Source organism: Delftia sp. WSY_16 (assembly GCF_043104415.1).
Taxonomy (GTDB): Bacteria; Pseudomonadota; Gammaproteobacteria; order Burkholderiales; family Burkholderiaceae_C; genus Comamonas; species Comamonas tsuruhatensis.
The window spans coordinates 118,682-135,659 of the sequence record NZ_JBICKS010000006.1; the positions used below are offsets into that span (position 1 = coordinate 118,682).

The following is a 16,978-nucleotide window of genomic DNA, read 5'->3' on the forward strand; positions in this document are numbered from 1 at the left end:
GCGGCAGGAAAGCCACAGCTATCATAGAAAGATGCTCTCCGTCCCCCTGATTTCCGCCAACGCATCGCCCCTGGGCTGGATGCTGGCGCTTGCCGCAGCCGTGGCCTATGCCGTGCCGGCCGCCGGTGCCCGACGCATCAGCCATGCCGGCGCCCGCGCCGCATTGCGCCTGGCCTGGGTGCTCCACGCCCTGGCCCTGGCCTGGGGCCTGCTCGGGGAACAGCCGCACTTCGGGTTCGCGCCAGCACTGTCCATGACGGCCTGGCTGGTGCTCACCGTCTATGGGGTCGAACAGCAGTTGTTCCCCAAGATGCGCGCGCAATTGGCGCTGTCAGCGCTGGGCACGGCCGCCGTGCTCCTGGCCGCGCTGTTTCCGGGAACGCCCCTGCATGTCAACGCCTCGCCCTGGCTGCCGCTGCACCTGGCGCTGGGCATTGCCTCCTACGGACTGTTCGCCGCCGCCGTGGTCCATGCCTCGCTGATGACACGCGCCGAGCAGCACATGCGGCTGGGCGGCGGCGGGCATGACAGCGGCCTGCCCCTTCTCACGCTGGAGCGCCTGACCTTCCGCTTCGTGTCCGCAGGCTTTGTGCTGCTCACGGCCACGCTGGCCGCAGGCTGGCTGTTCGGCGAACAGCTCTACGGCAAGGCCTGGGTCTGGAACCACAAGTCGGTGTTCTCGCTGCTGTCGTGGCTGACCTTTGCCGTGCTGCTGATCGGCCGTGCGCGCTTTGGCTGGCGTGGCCGCAGCGCCGTGCGCGTGCTCTACGCAGGCGCCGCGCTGCTGCTGCTGGCCTATGCGGGATCACGCTTCGTGATGGAAGTGCTGCTGGAGCGCGCCGCATGAAGTACCTGCTGGTCCTGATCGTCATCGTCATTGCCATCGGCGTCTGGCGCAGCCAGCGCCGCACCGAGGCCCGTGAGCGGCGCCAGGCGGCTGCGCCTCGCAACCCGGCCAACCCGGCCAACGCGCCGCTGGCGGCACCGCAGGACATGGTCGAATGCGCGCACTGCGGACTGCACCTGCCGCGCAGCGAAGCCATCGAGGCCGCAGGCAGCAGCTATTGCAGCGCCGAGCACCGGGCCCTGGCGCAACGGCGCTGAGCATGCAGGACGCCGCCCGCTCCCCGCCGCCCACCATCGACGAGGCCACGGCGCAGTCGCCGCACGACGCCAACGCCCCCTTCGTCCGGCTGTGGCAGGGATTTCTGACGGGCCGCGTTCTCATCGCCACCGCGCTGCTGCTGCTGCAGTTGGCGCTGCTCAGCGTGCAGCCCGGCGGCAATCCCCTGGTCTGGCTGGTCTGCCTGGGCTACCTGGGGCTGACGCTGCTGGTGCGGCTGACCGCACGCGAGCAGCCGCCCTCTGCCCGCGCCGGCGTGCACTGGCTGCCCGTGATCGGCGTGGACATCGCGGCCATCTGCCTGCTGCAGGTGTTGCAGACAGGCCCGCTCAACTACTCGGCCCTGCTGGCCATCCCCATCCTGATTTCGGCCGTGCTGGGCAATCTGACGCTGGCGCTGGCCACCACGGCCAGCGTCACGCTGTTGACCCTGGGCTGGGTCGCATGGCAGGACCTGGCGGGCCGCATAGAAAGTACCCAGGCCTACTACCAGGCCAGCTTTGCCTGCGCAGGCTATTTCGCCGTGGCCTATCTGACGCACGAGCTGGCGCGCCGCGTGCGGCGCGAGCGGCACCTGGCACAGCACAGCAGCCGCAAGGCCCAGGCCCAGGAGCAGGTCAATGCCCTGGTGATCCGCCACCTGGGCGAAGGCGTGCTGGTGGTTGATCCCCAATTCCGCGTGCAGCAGGCCAACCCGGCCGCGCTGCACCTGCTGGGACTGGCCGACGCGCATGCCCTGCCCTTCGCCCTCAAGGAACACGCCGGCTGGCAGCGGCTGCAGGATGCCGTGGCCCAGAGCTTTGCCCAGAACCTGCCGATATCGGCCGCCATCCATCTGCAGTCCATCGGCCAGGAAGGCATGACGGGACTGCATCTGCGCACCTGGCTGACCGAGGTCGCCACCCCGTCCGACGCCACCGATGCCGCCGAGCCCGCGCTGCTGCAGCAGCTGTGCGTGGTCTTTCTGCACGACCTGCGCGAATTGGAGGCGCGGCTGCGCACGGAAAAGCTGGCCTCCATGGGCCGCATGTCCGCCGCAGTGGCCCATGAGATCCGCAATCCGCTGGCCGCCATCACCCAGGCCAACGCCCTGCTGGCAGAAGATCTGGCGCAGAACCCGGCCCAGCAGCAGCTGTGCCGCATCGTGGGCCAGAACGCCGAGCGGCTGGCGCGCACCGTCGAGGACGTGCTCAACATCGCGCGGGCCCAGCAGCACATTGGCGAGGCCCACGCCGGCCTGCTGGACCTGGACCAGCATGTGGCCCAGGCCTGCCAGGAGTGGCAGGCCCAGGGCCAGCCTGCGCGCAGCGTCCAGCTGCTGCTGGACGCGCGCGCAAGGACCGTGGTGTTCGACGGCGAGCACCTGCGCCGCATCCTGGTGAACCTGCTGGACAACGCCCAGCGCTACCGCAGCAACGCCCAGCAGCCGCATACGCTGCAGGTGCTGACCGGCGCGCCGGCCGCAGGCCAGATCTGGCTGCAGGTCTGGAGCGACGGCGCCGCACTGGAGCCCACGGTGCAGCGCCATCTGTTCGAGCCCTTCTTCTCGTCGGAAAGCCGCTCCAGCGGCCTGGGCCTGTACATCTGCCGCGAGCTGTGCCAGCGCTACGATGCAGGCATCAGCTACCAGCGGCTGTCGCGGCCCGCGCCGCACGGCCCTGTCGAGGGCAATGCCTTCAGCATCGTGTTCCGCGCCGGCGCCGCATCGGCTCTGCCGGCCTCCCTGTTTGACCAGATTGTGGTGTGATGCCCTTGAACTCCCTGCCCGCTGCCGCATCGATTCTTGTCGTGGACGACGAGCCGGATCTGCGCACCCTCTATGAACTGACCCTGCTGCGCGAAGGCTACCGCGTGGAAACCGCCGCCAGCGTGGGCGAGGCGCGCGAACAGCTGCAGACCCAGCGCTTCGACGTGGTCATCACCGACATGCGCCTGCCCGACGGCATGGGAATGGAGCTGCTGCAGGACCTGCGCAACCAGCAGCGGCGAGAACGCTGCGTGGTCATGACCGCCTACGGTTCGGCCGAAAATGCCGTCGAAGCCCTGCGCTCGGGCGCCTTCGACTATCTGACCAAGCCCGTGGACCTCAAGCAGTTCCGCCTGGTCGTGGCCTCGGCCGCCCAGGGCGTGGGCGGCGTGCCGCCCCCCGGCGTGATGCCGGCGCGCAGCCCCTCGGCGGCGTCGGCCGCAAGCCCCGTGCTCAGCGGCGGCGGGGCGCTCGACGCCATGGTTGGGGAGTCGCCCGCCATGCAGGCCGTCAAGCAGCGCATTGCCAAGGTGGCGCGCGGCATGGCGCCGGTGCTGGTGCACGGCGAGTCGGGCACGGGCAAGGAGCTGGTGGCGCGCGCCCTGCACGCCTGCAGCCAGCGCGCCCACGGCCCCATGGTGGCCGTGAACTGCGGCGCCATCCCCGAAAACCTGCTGGAGGCCGAGTTCTTCGGCGCCCGCAAGGGCTCCTATACCGGAGCCACCCAGGACCGCGACGGCTATTTCCAGGCGGCACGCGGCGGCACCCTGTTCCTCGACGAAATCGGCGACCTGCCGCTGCCCATGCAGGCCAAGCTGCTGCGCGCCATCCAGGAACGCCGCGTGCGCCCCCTGGGCTCGGCGCAGGAGGAAGCAGCCGACGTGCGCATCGTCAGCGCCACCCACCGCGACCTGGCCGCCGACGTGCAGGCAGGACGTTTTCGCCAGGACCTGTACTACCGCCTCAACGTCATCGAAGTACTTCTTCCGCCGCTGCGCGAGCGCCGCGAGGACCTGCCCGCGCTGTGCCGTGCATTGCTGGCACGGCTGTCGCAGGAGTCGGGCCTGCCCATGCCCGAGATCGACGAGCGTTCCCTGGAGCAGATCGCCCGCCTGCCCCTGCCCGGCAATGTGCGTGAACTGGAGAACCTGCTGCACCGCGCCATCACGCTGGGCGAGGAAGGGCCGCTGCGCATAGACCCCGAGATGCAGCTGCCCTGCGGCACTCCGCCGGCTCCACCCGCATCGACGCAGACCCAGGCGCACGACGGCGCCGCACCGCCGCCGGAGCCTGCCGACATGGAGCTGCCCCGCGACCTGCAGGCCTGGCTGGACGAGCGCGAGCGCGGCATCCTGGTGCAGGCACTGCAGGAAAACGGCTTCAACCGCACGGCCACGGCCGCGCGCCTGGGGCTGAGCCTGCGCCAGATCCGCTACCGCATCGACCGGCTGAACATCGCCCTGCCCGGCGACGCCAGCGCCGAGGCGGACGGAGGCGGCCATGGCGAAGCCTGATCGGCAGGCACCAGCCACCACGACCATGGGCCCGGCCTGGACCTGGCAAGGCGGCTGGCTGCAACAGGCACGCCACCTGCCCTCGCCCAACTTCGGCGAGCGCCCGGCCCAGGCCCTGGTCGATCTGGTCGTCGTGCACTCCATCAGCCTGCCCCCCGGCGAGTACGGTACGGGGGCGGTCCAGCAACTGTTCACCAACCAGCTCGACTGGGACGCCCATCCTTACTACCAGGGCATACGCGGCCTGGAGGTGTCGGCCCATTTCTTCGTCACGCGCCTGGGCGAGGTCTGGCAATTTGTGGACTGTGACGCGCGCGCCTGGCATGCGGGCGCCTCCAGCTGGCGCGGCAAGGACCGCTGCAACGACGACTCCATCGGCATAGAGCTGGAGGGCCTGGAGGGACTGCCGTTCGAGCCGGCGCAATATGCGGCCCTGGAGAACCTGTGCGAAGCCATCGCCGCACGCTACCCCGTCGCCCATCTCGCAGGCCATGAGCACATTGCGCCCGGCCGCAAACGCGATCCCGGCCCCGGCTTCGACTGGCCCCGGCTGCGCGGGCTGCTGTCCCGTCACCAGGCCACGGCGAACTGGCAGCTGCCGCCCCGCGCCGGCCAGCCCTCCACGTAAGCACACACCCTCCTGCCGGACTGCGCCAGGCCTTGCACGCAGGCCGGCTTGTCCACAGGCCCAGGAAAAGTGCGCTGTCAATCCAGAAAGCAACCCATGTGGCGCGCAGGCGCACGCCGTGCCGGCCTGATCTTTTTTTACAAATTCACGCATGTGTCGCAGCCCCACTGTTCATGGGGCTTTCGGCGGTCCGACCGGCGCAGCGGCAAGGCTGTAGCGGCTTGCGACAGGCCATCGCCCGCCAGCCACCGCGCAGCGGTGATCTGCTGCTATGGGCTTGCATGCTGGGCACTGTTTTGGCGCAGCGCAAACAGCGGTTTTCCGGCCGTGAGTACCCCGTGTACATGAGACGGCGATACACTACAGGTAGTGCCTGAGAGCACGCCGGACACCATATCTAGTGTTCACAAGCTGTGCACACCCTGTGAAAACGGTGTGCACATCCGGCCATCGATTCCATCTCCCAGCAAGCCTGCCCCCAGTGCAGGTCCGCGTCCGTTCTATCCACAAACACCCGTTGAGGAAACTCATGCAAGAAGCACTGAATTCTTTGGCTCCCGCTGCGCACGGTGATGCTGCCAATCCTTCCTCCGCCCATCACCTGTCCGTGCAGGACGGCTACCAGATCATCCGCCGCAGCGGCGACGTGGTGCCCTTCACCCCGCAAAAGATCGCCGTCGCGCTGACCAAGGCCTTCCTGGCCGTGCGCGGCGCCCAGGGCGCTGCCTCCGCCAGCGTGCGCGAGACCGTGGACGAGCTCACCCAGGCCGTGGTGCGCGCCCTGCTGCGCTCGCGTCCGGGCGGCGGCACCTTCCATATTGAAGACGTGCAGGACCAGGTCGAGCTGGGCCTGATGCGCGGCGGCCACCACGACGTGGCGCGCGCCTATGTGCTGTACCGCGACCGCCGCAACCAGGAACGTGCCGAGCAGAAGAAGGCCGCCGAGGCCGCTGCCGCCGCTGCGGCCGCGCCCGCCCCCGTGCTGCATGTGACCGACAACGGCCAGCGCGTTCCTCTGGACCAGGCCCGCCTGCTGGCCTTGATCGAGGCCTCCTGCCGCAACCTCAATGCCGACATCCAGGCCGCGCCCATCGTTGCCGAGACGCTGCGCAACCTGTACGACGGCGTGCCGATCGAAGAAGTCTTCAAGGCCTCCATCCTGGCCGCGCGCACGCTGATCGAAAAGGACCCCGACTACACCTACGTCACCGCCCGCCTGCTGCTGCACACCATCGTGCGCGAGGTCATGGGCCACGACGTGCAGCCTGCCGACATCCAGTCGGCCTACGCCGCCTACTTCCCCGGCTTCATCCAGAAGGGCGTGGACAACGAGCTGCTCAACCCCGAGCTGCTGAACTACGACCTGCCCCGCCTGGCTGCCGCCCTCAAGGCCGAACGCGACCAGCAGTTCGACTACCTGGGCCTGCAGACCCTGTATGACCGCTACTTCCTGCACGTGCGCAAGACGCGCATCGAGCTGCCCCAGTCCTTCTTCATGCGCGTGGCCATGGGCCTGGCGCTGCAGGAAGAGGACCGCAACGCGCGCGCTATCGAGTTCTACGAACTGCTGTCTTCCTTCGACTTCATGAGCAGCACGCCCACGCTGTTCAACAGCGGCACGCTGCGCTCGCAGCTGTCTTCGTGCTACCTGACCACGGTGCCCGACGATCTGGACGGCATCTATGAGTCGATCAAGGAAAACGCCCTCCTGTCCAAGTTCGCCGGCGGCCTGGGCAACGACTGGACGCGCGTGCGCGCCCTGGGTTCGCGCATCAAGGGCACGAACGGCGAGTCGCAGGGCGTGGTGCCCTTCCTCAAGGTGGTCAACGACACGGCCGTGGCCGTGAACCAGGGCGGCAAGCGCAAGGGCGCCGTCTGCACGTACCTGGAGACCTGGCACCTGGACATCGAGGAATTCCTCGAGCTGCGCAAGAACACGGGTGACGACCGCCGCCGCACGCACGACATGAACACGGCGAACTGGATTCCCGACCTGTTCATGAAGCGCGTCATGGAAAAGGGCCAGTGGACCCTGTTCTCGCCCTCCGATGTCGGCGACCTGCACGACCTCTTCGGCGCAGCCTTCGAGCGCGCCTACACGGCCTACGAAACCAAGGCCGAAACCGGCGAGCTCAAGCTGTTCAAGCGCATCCCGGCCGTGGACCTGTGGCGCAAGATGCTGTCCATGCTGTTCGAGACCGGCCACCCCTGGGTCACCTTCAAGGACCCCTGCAACGTGCGCTCGCCCCAGCAGCACGCCGGCGTGGTGCACTCGTCCAACCTGTGCACCGAGATCACGCTGAACACCAGCGACACCGAGACCGCCGTCTGCAACCTGGGCTCGGTCAACCTGGCGCGCCACATCACCAACGGCGCCATCGACCACGGCAAGCTGCGCAAGACCATCACCACGGCCATGCGCATGCTGGACAACGTGATCGACATCAACTACTACGCCGTGCAGAAGGCCAAGGACTCCAACCTGCGCCATCGCCCCGTGGGCCTGGGCCTGATGGGCTTCCAGGATGCGCTCTATGAAATGCGCATCGCCTACGCCAGCGACGCGGCCGTCGAGTTCGCCGACCAGTCGATGGAAGCCATCTGCTACTACGCCTACTGGGCCTCCACCGAACTGGCCAGGGAACGCGGCCAGTACTCCAGCTACAAGGGCTCGCTGTGGGACCAGGGCATCCTGCCGCTGGACACGCTGAACCTGCTGGAGAAGGCCCGCGGCGGCTACGTGGAAGTGGACCGTTCCTCGCGCCTGGACTGGGATGCGCTGCGCGCCAAGATCGGCCAGCACGGCATGCGCAACTCCAACTGCGTGGCCATCGCCCCCACGGCGACCATCTCCAACATCGTCGGCGTCGATGCCTCCATCGAGCCTTCGTTCGGCAACCTGTCGGTCAAGTCCAACCTGTCCGGCGAGTTCACCGTCATCAACCAGTACCTGGTGCGCGACCTGAAGCGCCTGGGCCTGTGGGACGACGTGATGGTCATGGACCTCAAGCATTTCGACGGCTCGCTGCGCCCCATCGACCGCGTGCCCCAGGACGTCAAGAACCTGTACGCCACCGCCTTCGAGGTCGAGCCCACCTGGCTGGTCGAGGCCGCTGCACGCCGCCAGAAGTGGATCGACCAGGCCCAGAGCCTGAACATCTACATGGCCGGCGCCTCGGGCAAGAAGCTGGACGACACCTACAAGCTGGCCTGGCTGCGTGGCCTGAAGACCACCTACTACCTGCGCACCACCAGCGCCACCAACATCGAGAAGTCCACGGTGCAAAGCCGCGTGCTCAACGCAGTGCCCACGGCTGCCGCCCAGCCCGCTGCCGTGAGCACCTCCAGCGCCCTGGAAGCCGCGGCAGCCGCCGCACGCGCCCAGGCCCCGGCGACGGACATCAAGTTCTGCGCCATCGACGATCCCGGCTGCGAAGCCTGCCAGTAAGCCGCGCAGCGCGGGGCCTCGCCACGGCGCAGGCCCCGCGCCCTGCCCGCCAGCCAGCGCCATGCGCAGGATCTTCGCCATGGACCTTGGGCCTGCTCAACATGCCAGGCCACCCATGGTCCTACATTGACCGGAGCAGAAAGAGAGGCCTCTTTCGCACCGAATGAACTGAACATATGCCTCAGGGCATGCCGGAGAAAATTGCAATGCTGACCTTTGACGACGACGCCACCCTCTCGAACACGCCGACCGGCGCAGGAGCTGCCCCCGCCACCGGCACACACCAGCGCGTCAACGCCGCCGACAAGCGAATCATCAACGCCAAGACCGACGTAAACCAGCTGGTGCCCTTCAAGTACAAGTGGGCCTGGGAAAAGTACCTGGCCACCTGCGCCAACCACTGGATGCCGCAGGAAGTGAACATGAACCGCGACATCGCCCTGTGGAAGGACCCCAACGGCCTGACCGAGGACGAGCGCCGCATCGTCAAGCGCAACCTGGGCTTCTTCGTGACGGCCGACTCGCTGGCTGCCAACAACATCGTGCTGGGCACCTACCGCCACATCACCGCACCCGAGTGCCGCCAGTTCCTGCTGCGCCAGGCCTTCGAGGAAGCCATCCACACCCACGCCTACCAGTACATCGTGGAGTCGCTGGGCCTGGATGAAGGCGAGATCTTCAACGCCTATCTCGAGGTTCCCTCCATCCGCGACAAGGACGAATTCCTGATCCCCTTCATCGAGGCGATCATGGACCCCAGCTTCAAGACCGGCACCTTCGAGACCGACCAGACGCTGCTGAAGTCGCTCATCGTTTTCGCCTGCCTGATGGAGGGCCTGTTCTTCTACGTGGGCTTCACGCAGATCCTGGCCCTGGGGCGTCAGAACAAGATGACCGGCGCTGCCGAGCAGTACCAGTACATCCTGCGCGACGAGTCCATGCACTGCAACTTCGGCATCGACCTGATCAACCAGCTCAAGCTCGAAAATCCGCAGCTGTGGACACCCGAATTCAAGGAAGAAATCACGGCGCTTTTCGTCAAGGCCGTCGAGCTGGAATACCGCTACGCAGAGGACACCATGCCGCGCGGCGTGCTGGGCATGAACGCATCGATGTTCAAGGGCTACCTGCGCTACATCGCCAACCGCCGCGCCACGCAGATCGGCCTGGAGGCCCTGTTCCCCAACGAGGAAAACCCGTTCCCCTGGATGAGCGAGATGATCGATTTGAAGAAGGAACGTAACTTCTTTGAGACACGCGTCATCGAGTATCAAACCGGAGGCGCACTTTCCTGGGATTAATCGCTTCTCTGCAGGCACAATGCGAACCATGACGCGCTTCACGCTTTTGCAATACCGATGGTGTTGCGGCGTGGGGCGTCTCCGTGTTCATTGCGATGCGTCACTCCACATCGCATTGAATCGCTTCGGAGCCCCGTACCCCGAAGTGTTTTGTGCAAATCAACGAAGGAGAAGATGATGGCAACTGCGAAGAAGACGGCCTCTACCAAGGCCCCCACCGACAAGAAGACCACCGCCAAAAAGGCGGCCGCCCCCAAGGCTGAAGCCGTGAAGAAAGCCACGGCCACTACTGCCAAGGCAGCGCCCGCCAAGAAGGCTGCGGCTCCTGCTGCAAAGAAGGCTGCCGCTCCCGCCAAGAAGGCTGCGGCTCCTGCTGCAAAGAAGGCTGCTGCGCCTGCTGCGAAGAAGGCCGCTGCTCCCGCCAAGAAGGCTGCTGCTCCTGCTGCCAAGAAGGCCGCCGCTCCTGCCAAGAAGGCTGCTGCGCCTGCTGCAAAGAAGGCCGCTGCTCCCGCCAAGAAGGCTGCTGCTCCTGCTGCAAAGAAGGCCGCTGCTCCCGCCAAGAAGGCTGCTGCTCCTGCTGCCAAGAAGGCCGCCGCTCCCGCCAAGAAGGCCGCTGCGCCTGCTGCAAAGAAGGCCGCCGCTCCTGCCAAGAAGGCTGCTGCTCCTGCTGCCAAGAAGGCCGCTGCTCCCGCCAAGAAGGCTGCTGCTCCTGCTGCCAAGAAGGCCGCAGCTCCTGCCAAGAAGGCTGCTGCGCCTGCTGCCAAGAAGGCCGCAGCGCCCGCCAAGAAGGCTGCTGCTCCTGCTGCAAAGAAGGCTGCCGCGCCTGCCAAGAAGGCTGCTGCTCCTGCCGCCAAGAAGGCCGCAGCTCCCGCCAAGAAGGCTGCAGCTCCTGCGGCCAAGAAGCCCGCCGCTGCACCGGCTGCCAAGCCCGCAGCAGCACCCGCCAAGGCTGCAGCAGCTCCTGCCGCTCCCGCCAAGAAGGCTGCAGCGCCGAAGAAGGCCGCTGCTCCCAAGAAGGCCGCAGCAGCTCCCGCCGCTGCCGCGCCTGCAGCTCCCGCTGCCGCACCCGCGCCCATCGCGCAAACCCGCCTGGCACCCCAAGCCGCATGGCCCTTCCCCACAGGCAGCAAGCCCTGAGACTTCTCCGGTCTCAAAGCAAAAAGCCCGGCTCTTTCGAGTCGGGCTTTTTTCATTGCGACGATGGCGGCTGTACCGCCACCCGGCGATCACCGCATCAGGGCTTGGCGAAGTCCAGCACGTAGTTCTGCGGGCCGCGGCTGGCAATCTTGAGCGCACCCAGGCGGTTGCCCAGTTCTGCACAACGCACCAGATCCCAGCCACGCTCCAGGCCGAAAAGCAGGGCGCCACGCCACGCGTCGCCACAGCCCGTGGGGTCAACCACGGCAGCGGGCTGCACAGGCGCCACCGGGGTCTTGGTGCCTTGCACCCAGACCTCGCAGCCTTGCGCGCCCAGCGTCACCACCAGGCCCTGCACCTGCCCTGAAATCTGCTCCAGGCTCCAGCCCGTGCGCTCGCTGAGCATGCGGGCTTCATAGTCGTTCACGGCCACCCAGTCGGCCTGCTCGATGAAGCGGCGCAGATCCTGCCCGTCGAACATGGGCAGGCCCTGGCCCGGATCGAAGACGAAGGGAATGCCTGCAGCCTTGAACTGCTGGGCATGCTCGATCATGGCCTCGCGGCCATCGGGAGCGATGATGCCCACGCGCACCTGCTCCCTGAGTTCGGGCGTGATGCGGTTGCCGTGGGCCTGCATCATGGCGCCCGGGTGGAAGGCCGTGATCTGGTTGTTGTCGCGGTCGGTCATGATCATGCACTGGGCCGTGTGCGTGTCCTGCAACTGGCCGATGTGCGCCGTGTGCACGCCCAGCTCCTGCAGACGCTGCACATAGTCGGCACCGTCACTGCCCACCATGGCCATGGGCCAGGCATCGCCCCCCAGCAGCCTCAGCGCATAGGCGATGTTGCCGGCGCACCCGCCGAAATCGCGGCGCAGCGTGGGCACCAGGAAGGACACATTGAGGATGTGCAACTGGTCAGGCAGGATCTGGTCGGCAAACCTTCCGTCGAAGGTCATGATGTTGTCGAACGCAAGCGATCCGCAGATGAGAGCGGCCATGGTGTGTCTCGGCTTTCTTGAAGAGTCAGGGGAATCAGGGATAAAAAACCAGGGCGCGGTAACCGGCAACGGCGGACTCCAGGCCCTGCACTTCGACCGGGGCGGTCACGCTCCATTCGCCATGGCCCTCGATCTGCGCCGGGGCACCGAACTGGTCGAGCCGGATCACGCGCCGCAGCAGCAGCTTGTCCTGCGCATCGGTGAGCGTGAGTTCGACAGCGGGCATGGCCACGGGGAAGTCGGAACGGTTCTCCAGGGTCAGGCTCCATTGGTACTGGCCGTTGCGCGGCAGCTGCCGAAAACCCGAACTGCCGATCACCACATCGCCGATCTGTCGGCGCGGCTGCAGCTCGCAGCCCGCCATGGCGCACAGGGTCTGCAGCGTGGGCGCCAGCGAAGGATGCTGCACGGCCAGCGCATCGCGCTGGCCCCACATCACCTGGCCTGCCAAAGCGCCCGCGCCCAGCAGGCAGCCCAGCACAAGGGCCACGCGTACGGCAGGCCGGCGCCAGAAGGCCTTGCGCCGCGCCTGACGCACAAAGCCGGGCTCGGCCTCGGGCAGCGCAGGCTGGTCGTCGCTGCCACCCTCGCCGTCGCTGTCGGGCCAGCGGGAGAACTCCGGCGAAGGCACGGATACCTGCGCCTGCCGCTCCGATTCACGGACCAGGCCCGTCGGGACGGACAGCGAAGGCGCATCGGCTTTCTGGGACGGCACGGCACCATCCACCTTGTGCGGCGATGGCGCGGAAACAGGCTTGTGTTCAGGCTCGGGCTGGGGTTCAGGCTCGGGTTCGGGCTCCAGGCCGGGCGGGGACGCCACCGCCGGCCCATGCCGCGCGTCAGGCTGGGACTGCGCCGCTGGTGCAGCCACGGACGCCGCCAGGATCTCGTCCACCAGCGACGCGCCAGGCAGCTCGCGGCCCGGATCGTCGGCGCCAAAAGCCGAAGGGGTCTGCGCAGGCGGTGCCGTGGACGTGGACGTGGACGCGGGCGCCTGCGGAGCCGCAGCTTCGGCAGGCGGCACGGCAGGCGAAGGCTCGACCCTGGCAGCAGGCGCCGTGCTTGCACCAGTTGCCGTGGCTGCAGCCGGTGCCGGAGCACCCCGCCCCGGCAGCCCCACGGGCGCCGTCGGCAGCCACATGGACTCCCGGAATTCGCGGATGTCATCGTCCTCGAATTCCGGCCCATCGAGCGATGCCCCGCCCGCCACGGGATTGCCGGCGGCATGCGCAGGCGTGGCCGGCAGGGGCTGCAGATCCTCGGAGGCATCGAACACTTCATGGCAGACGCCGCAGCGCACCCACCCCTGCGAAATTCGCAGCTGGTCGGCCACCACTTTGAAGCGGGTTCCACAGGCAGGACAGCGGGTGACTTGGCTCATCAGCGATCGATTGTAGGCAGCTGCTCGCGGCACGCGCCATGAAGGCGGCAGCCGCGCAGGGACTCGTGGCGCAAATCAGGCCGCGCGGCGCGCGGTCATCAGGATCCAGCCATCTTCGCTGTCGGCGACTTCGAGTGCCAGGTACGGCGCGTAGGCCTGCTTGAGTTCGTCGGCCTGGCGCTCCAGGATGCCGGCCAGCACCAGGCTTCCACCCTCCGCCACGCGGGCGCACAGCAGCGGCGCCAGCACCTTGAGCGGCGTGGCCAGGATGTTGGCCAGCACGGTGCGGTATTCACCCGTCACGGCATCGGGCAGGCCGGCCTTCAACTGCACGGCGTTGGCATCGGCGTTGTAGCGCGTGGACTCCACGGCAGCCGGGTCGATGTCCACCGCGTCGATGTCGGTGGCACCGAACTTGGCCGCACCGATGGCCAGGATGCCGGAGCCGCAGCCGTAGTCCAGCGTGCGCCCCAGGCTGCCCTCGGGCTGGCGTGCGATCCAGCGCAGGCACATGCGCGTGGTCGGGTGCGTACCCGTGCCGAAGGCCAGGCCCGGGTCCAGGCGGATGCTCACGCGCGCCTGCGGCGGCAGTTCGTGCCAGGTGGGAACAATCCAGAATTCGGGGGTGATGTCCACGGGGGCGAACTGCGACTGCGTCAGGCGCACCCAGTCCTGCTCGGGCACCTGCTTGACGGCGATGATGCTGCAGCCCTCGAAGAAGTCCTGGGGCAGCAGCAGATCACGTGCCTCTTCGGCCGCTTGCTGCGTGGGGAACAGCGCCACCAGGCGGCTGCGCTGCCAGCCGTCCTTGGGTGGCGGCATGCCGGGCTCGCCGAACAGGGCCTGCTCGGCCTCGGTCTGCGCGTCGGCGTCCTCGACCGATACGCTCAGGGCGTCCAGCGCATCCAGTGCATCGCTGATGGTTTCGACCCGGTCTTCCGGGCACAGCAGACTCAACTCGAACATGGGCCCATCCTTTTCTAAGCAATCAATGAAAAATGCCGGCCGCCGTCGCCGGGGGCCAGCATGCATGGTCGATCGGGTGACCCGCTCAACGCTTGTTGGCGTTGCGGTGCGCCAGCCACTCTTCCAGATAGTGGATGTTGGTGCCGCCTTCCATGAACTTGGCGTCCACCATCAGGTCCTGGTGCAGCGGGATGTTGGTCTTGATGCCTTCGACCACGGTCTCCAGCAGCGCAGTGCGCATGCGTGCCAGCGCCTGCTCGCGCGTGTCGCCGTGAACGATGATCTTGCCGATCATGGAGTCGTAGTTCGGCGGCACGAAGTAGTTGTTGTAGACGTGCGAGTCCACGCGCACGCCCGGGCCACCGGGCGCATGCCACATGGTGATGCGGCCTGGCGAAGGCATGAAGTTGTAGGGGTCCTCGGCATTCACGCGGCATTCGATCGCATGGCCCTTGAGCTGGGCATTGATCTGGCGCTGCGTGAAAGGCAGCTTCTCGCCTGCGGCCACCATGATCTGGGTGCGAACGATGTCCACGCCCGTGATCAGTTCCGTCACCGGATGCTCCACCTGCACGCGCGTGTTCATCTCGATGAAGTAGAACTCGCCGTTTTCGTAGAGGAACTCGAAGGTGCCTGCGCCACGGTAGCCCAGCTTCTTGCAGGCTGCAGCGCAGCGCTCGCCGATCTTCTCGACCAGGCGACGGGGAATGCCGGGAGCCGGCGCTTCCTCGATGACCTTCTGGTGGCGGCGCTGCATGGAGCAGTCGCGCTCGCCCAGGTAGACGGCATTGCGATGGTTGTCGGCCAGGATCTGGATTTCCACATGGCGCGGGTTCTGCAGGAACTTCTCCATGTAGACGGCCGGATTGCCGAAGGCCGCACCGGCCTCGGCCTTGGTCATCTGCACGGCATTGATCAGCGCCGCCTCGGTATGCACCACGCGCATGCCACGGCCACCGCCGCCGCCTGCGGCCTTGATGATCACCGGATAGCCCACGGCCTTGGCGATGCGGCGGATCTGCACCGGATCGTCGGGCAGTTCGCCGTCCGAGCCCGGCACGCAGGGCACGCCCGCCTTGATCATGGCCTGCTTGGCCGAGACCTTGTCACCCATGGTGCGGATGTTGTCGGGCGTGGGGCCGATGAAGGTGAAGCCGCTCTTTTCCACGCGCTCGGCAAAGTCGGCGTTCTCGCTGAGAAAGCCGTAGCCAGGGTGGATCGCCTCGGCGTCGGTCACCTCGGCGGCCGAGATGATGGCCGGCATGTTGAGGTAGCTCAGCGGCGAAGGAGCGGGGCCGATGCACACGGCCTCGTCGGCCAGCTTGACGTACTTTGCGTCACGGTCGGCCTCGGAATACACCATCACCGCCTTGATGCCCAGTTCACGGCAGGCGCGCTGGATGCGCAGGGCGATCTCGCCCCGGTTGGCAACCAAAATTTTCTTAAACATGAAGGTCCTCGCGGCTTGGTGCCTGCGGCGGTACGCAGGCCGAAGCCGTCAGTTGAGCCAATTGCTCTGTCGCGCCGCGGCATGCGTTCGCGCCAGGGCGTCGTGCCGCTTGCGGCATCGCTCGCCTGCAGGTTACTCGATCACGAACAGGGGCTGGCCGTACTCGACGGCCTGGCCGTTTTCACCCAGGATGCGGGTAATGGTGCCGCTCTTGTCGGCCTCGATCTCGTTGAGAATCTTCATCGCTTCGATGATGCAGATGGTCTCGCCTTCCTTGACCTGGTTGCCCACTTCCACGAAAGGCTTGCCGCCAGGGCTGGATGCGCGGTAGAAGGTGCCGACCATGGGCGACTTCACCACATGTCCCGCGACGGCTGCCTCGGCAGGGGCTGCCACGGGCGCTGCTGCGGGAGCGGCCACAGGTGCTGCCACGGGCGCAGCCATCGGAGCCTGCATGGGCGCAGCCACGTAGTGCTGCACCACGGCGCCTTCGCTCTTGACGATCCGGACCTTGCCCTCTGCTTCGGTGATCTCCAGTTCCGACACGTTCGATTCGGACACCAGATCAATGAGGGTCTTGAGTTTTCGCAAATCCATGGGAGCTCCAGCGGCTAACAACTAAATAGGGCGCGAATTTACTCCAATTTCGCCCTTCTGCGTGCTTTGAGGCATATTTTTCATCAACGTCGCCATGGAATTCGGGGGATTTCCTGAGCCTGCACAGGCTCGGTCGCTGCGGAAATCAGCCTTTTGCGCTCCAGGAAGCCAGATCTTCGGTAGTAAGCTCACCTATTTTACGTTGCCGCACCAGGCCATCCTCGCCGAGCAGCACGGTGAAGGGCAGTCCGCCCTGCAGATTGCCGAGCGAGCGGGTCAGGCCCAGACCGCCTTCCACCGCCAGCGCCACGGGGAAACGCAGGGGTGTGCGGCCCAGAAAGCGCTGCACTGCCTCGGGCTTGTCCACGGCCAGGCCAATGACCTGAATGCCATGCTGGTCTTGGCGTGCCGAGAAGGCATCCAGCATGGGCAGTTCGCGCACGCACGGCGGGCACCAGGTGGCCCAGAAATTGACCAGCACCGGCTTGCCACGCCAGCGCGACAGCGTCATGGCCGAGCCATCCGGCGTGATGAAACGCTGCTGCCACAGCTGCTCTTCGGCGCTGGACTCCATGGCATGGGGCTGAAATCGCCACCAGGCCAATCCGGCGCCACCCAGTCCCGCAGCGGCGGCAACGCCGCCCATCAGCCAGCGGCGGCGGGAAGATGTGTTTTGACCTGCATCC

The 16,978-nt window shown here is 66.9% G+C and carries 14 protein-coding genes; 8 read left to right on the forward strand and 6 right to left on the reverse strand.

All coding sequences use genetic code 11. From position 1 onward, the window contains the following. Window positions 1-31 precede the first annotated feature (31 nt). From ACF8O7_RS05370 to ACF8O7_RS05405, 8 genes are all read left to right on the forward strand, one after another. A complete protein-coding gene (locus tag ACF8O7_RS05370; protein WP_017407444.1) occupies window positions 32-847 on the forward strand; it encodes an inner membrane protein YpjD in 816 nt (271 codons plus the stop codon). Further along, on the forward strand, window positions 844-1,104 hold the full coding sequence (locus tag ACF8O7_RS05375; protein WP_126312449.1) for a PP0621 family protein: 261 nt from the start codon (window positions 844-846) through the stop codon (window positions 1,102-1,104). Before ACF8O7_RS05370 ends, ACF8O7_RS05375 begins: the two co-directional genes overlap by 4 nt. 2 nt (window positions 1,105-1,106) lie before the next feature. After that, window positions 1,107-2,870, forward strand: coding sequence for a PAS domain-containing sensor histidine kinase (locus ACF8O7_RS05380; RefSeq protein WP_126312448.1), 1,764 nt, complete (start codon window positions 1,107-1,109; stop codon window positions 2,868-2,870). Continuing rightward, window positions 2,870-4,384, forward strand: a complete 1,515-nt coding sequence (locus tag ACF8O7_RS05385; protein ID WP_017407447.1) for a sigma-54 dependent transcriptional regulator — start codon at window positions 2,870-2,872, stop codon at window positions 4,382-4,384. The genes ACF8O7_RS05380 and ACF8O7_RS05385 overlap by 1 nt, the downstream gene beginning before the upstream one ends. Continuing rightward, window positions 4,371-5,012: a 1,6-anhydro-N-acetylmuramyl-L-alanine amidase AmpD gene (ampD, locus tag ACF8O7_RS05390; protein WP_126312447.1), complete on the forward strand. Its 642-nt coding sequence runs from the start codon at window positions 4,371-4,373 to the stop codon at window positions 5,010-5,012. The genes ACF8O7_RS05385 and ampD overlap by 14 nt, the downstream gene beginning before the upstream one ends. A gap of 529 nt (window positions 5,013-5,541) precedes the next feature. Then, window positions 5,542-8,460, forward strand: coding sequence for a ribonucleoside-diphosphate reductase subunit alpha (locus tag ACF8O7_RS05395; protein WP_310042485.1), 2,919 nt, complete (start codon window positions 5,542-5,544; stop codon window positions 8,458-8,460). Between the two features lie 206 nt (window positions 8,461-8,666). After that, window positions 8,667-9,761 carry a ribonucleotide-diphosphate reductase subunit beta gene (locus ACF8O7_RS05400; RefSeq protein WP_016448002.1) on the forward strand — a complete coding sequence of 365 codons (1,095 nt, stop codon included), beginning with the start codon at window positions 8,667-8,669 and terminating at the stop codon, window positions 9,759-9,761. A 177-nt stretch (window positions 9,762-9,938) separates the two neighbouring features. After that, window positions 9,939-10,898, forward strand: a complete 960-nt coding sequence (locus tag ACF8O7_RS05405) for a hypothetical protein (protein ID WP_074922800.1) — start codon at window positions 9,939-9,941, stop codon at window positions 10,896-10,898. Window positions 10,899-10,995: 97 nt separating this feature from the next. Here the strand turns inward: ACF8O7_RS05405 and ACF8O7_RS05410 are convergent, their stop codons facing one another. The 6 genes from ACF8O7_RS05410 to ACF8O7_RS05435 all read right to left on the reverse strand — a co-directional run bounded on the left by ACF8O7_RS05410 (window position 10,996) and on the right by ACF8O7_RS05435 (window position 16,938). Next, complete coding sequence (locus ACF8O7_RS05410; protein WP_016448004.1) at window positions 10,996-11,898, reverse strand: carbohydrate kinase family protein; 903 nt, start codon at window positions 11,896-11,898, stop codon at window positions 10,996-10,998. 34 nt (window positions 11,899-11,932) lie between these two features. Next, a complete protein-coding gene (locus tag ACF8O7_RS05415) occupies window positions 11,933-13,279 on the reverse strand; it encodes a zinc-ribbon and DUF3426 domain-containing protein (RefSeq protein ID WP_151019271.1) in 1,347 nt (448 codons plus the stop codon). A 75-nt stretch (window positions 13,280-13,354) separates the two neighbouring features. Further along, a complete protein-coding gene (gene prmA / locus ACF8O7_RS05420) occupies window positions 13,355-14,245 on the reverse strand; it encodes a 50S ribosomal protein L11 methyltransferase (RefSeq protein WP_017404628.1) in 891 nt (296 codons plus the stop codon). Between the two features lie 85 nt (window positions 14,246-14,330). Then, complete coding sequence (gene accC, locus ACF8O7_RS05425; RefSeq protein WP_016448007.1) at window positions 14,331-15,695, reverse strand: acetyl-CoA carboxylase biotin carboxylase subunit; 1,365 nt, start codon at window positions 15,693-15,695, stop codon at window positions 14,331-14,333. A 132-nt stretch (window positions 15,696-15,827) separates the two neighbouring features. Beyond that, window positions 15,828-16,292, reverse strand: coding sequence for an acetyl-CoA carboxylase biotin carboxyl carrier protein (accB, locus tag ACF8O7_RS05430; RefSeq protein ID WP_016448008.1), 465 nt, complete (start codon window positions 16,290-16,292; stop codon window positions 15,828-15,830). Between the two features lie 145 nt (window positions 16,293-16,437). Next, complete coding sequence (locus ACF8O7_RS05435) at window positions 16,438-16,938, reverse strand: TlpA disulfide reductase family protein (protein WP_016448009.1); 501 nt, start codon at window positions 16,936-16,938, stop codon at window positions 16,438-16,440. Between the last annotated feature and the right edge of the window lie 40 nt (window positions 16,939-16,978).

Bases quoted from the DNA above. Each gene is read 5' to 3' on its own strand.
- ACF8O7_RS05415 (WP_151019271.1), bottom strand. From the start codon at position 13,279: ATGAGCCAAGTCACCCGCTGTCCTGCCTGTGGAACCCGCTTCAAAGTG.
- ampD (WP_126312447.1), top strand. From the start codon at position 4,371: ATGGCGAAGCCTGATCGGCAGGCACCAGCCACCACGACCATGGGCCCG.
- ACF8O7_RS05435 (WP_016448009.1), bottom strand. From the start codon at position 16,938: ATGGGCGGCGTTGCCGCCGCTGCGGGACTGGGTGGCGCCGGATTGGCC.
- ACF8O7_RS05375 (WP_126312449.1), top strand. From the start codon at position 844: ATGAAGTACCTGCTGGTCCTGATCGTCATCGTCATTGCCATCGGCGTC.
- ACF8O7_RS05410 (WP_016448004.1), bottom strand. From the start codon at position 11,898: ATGGCCGCTCTCATCTGCGGATCGCTTGCGTTCGACAACATCATGACC.
- prmA (WP_017404628.1), bottom strand. From the start codon at position 14,245: ATGTTCGAGTTGAGTCTGCTGTGCCCGGAAGACCGGGTCGAAACCATC.
- ACF8O7_RS05405 (WP_074922800.1), top strand. From the start codon at position 9,939: ATGGCAACTGCGAAGAAGACGGCCTCTACCAAGGCCCCCACCGACAAG.
- ACF8O7_RS05400 (WP_016448002.1), top strand. From the start codon at position 8,667: ATGCTGACCTTTGACGACGACGCCACCCTCTCGAACACGCCGACCGGC.
- accC (WP_016448007.1), bottom strand. From the start codon at position 15,695: ATGTTTAAGAAAATTTTGGTTGCCAACCGGGGCGAGATCGCCCTGCGC.
- ACF8O7_RS05380 (WP_126312448.1), top strand. From the start codon at position 1,107: ATGCAGGACGCCGCCCGCTCCCCGCCGCCCACCATCGACGAGGCCACG.
- ACF8O7_RS05395 (WP_310042485.1), top strand. From the start codon at position 5,542: ATGCAAGAAGCACTGAATTCTTTGGCTCCCGCTGCGCACGGTGATGCT.
- ACF8O7_RS05370 (WP_017407444.1), top strand. From the start codon at position 32: ATGCTCTCCGTCCCCCTGATTTCCGCCAACGCATCGCCCCTGGGCTGG.
- accB (WP_016448008.1), bottom strand. From the start codon at position 16,292: ATGGATTTGCGAAAACTCAAGACCCTCATTGATCTGGTGTCCGAATCG.
- ACF8O7_RS05385 (WP_017407447.1), top strand. From the start codon at position 2,870: ATGCCCTTGAACTCCCTGCCCGCTGCCGCATCGATTCTTGTCGTGGAC.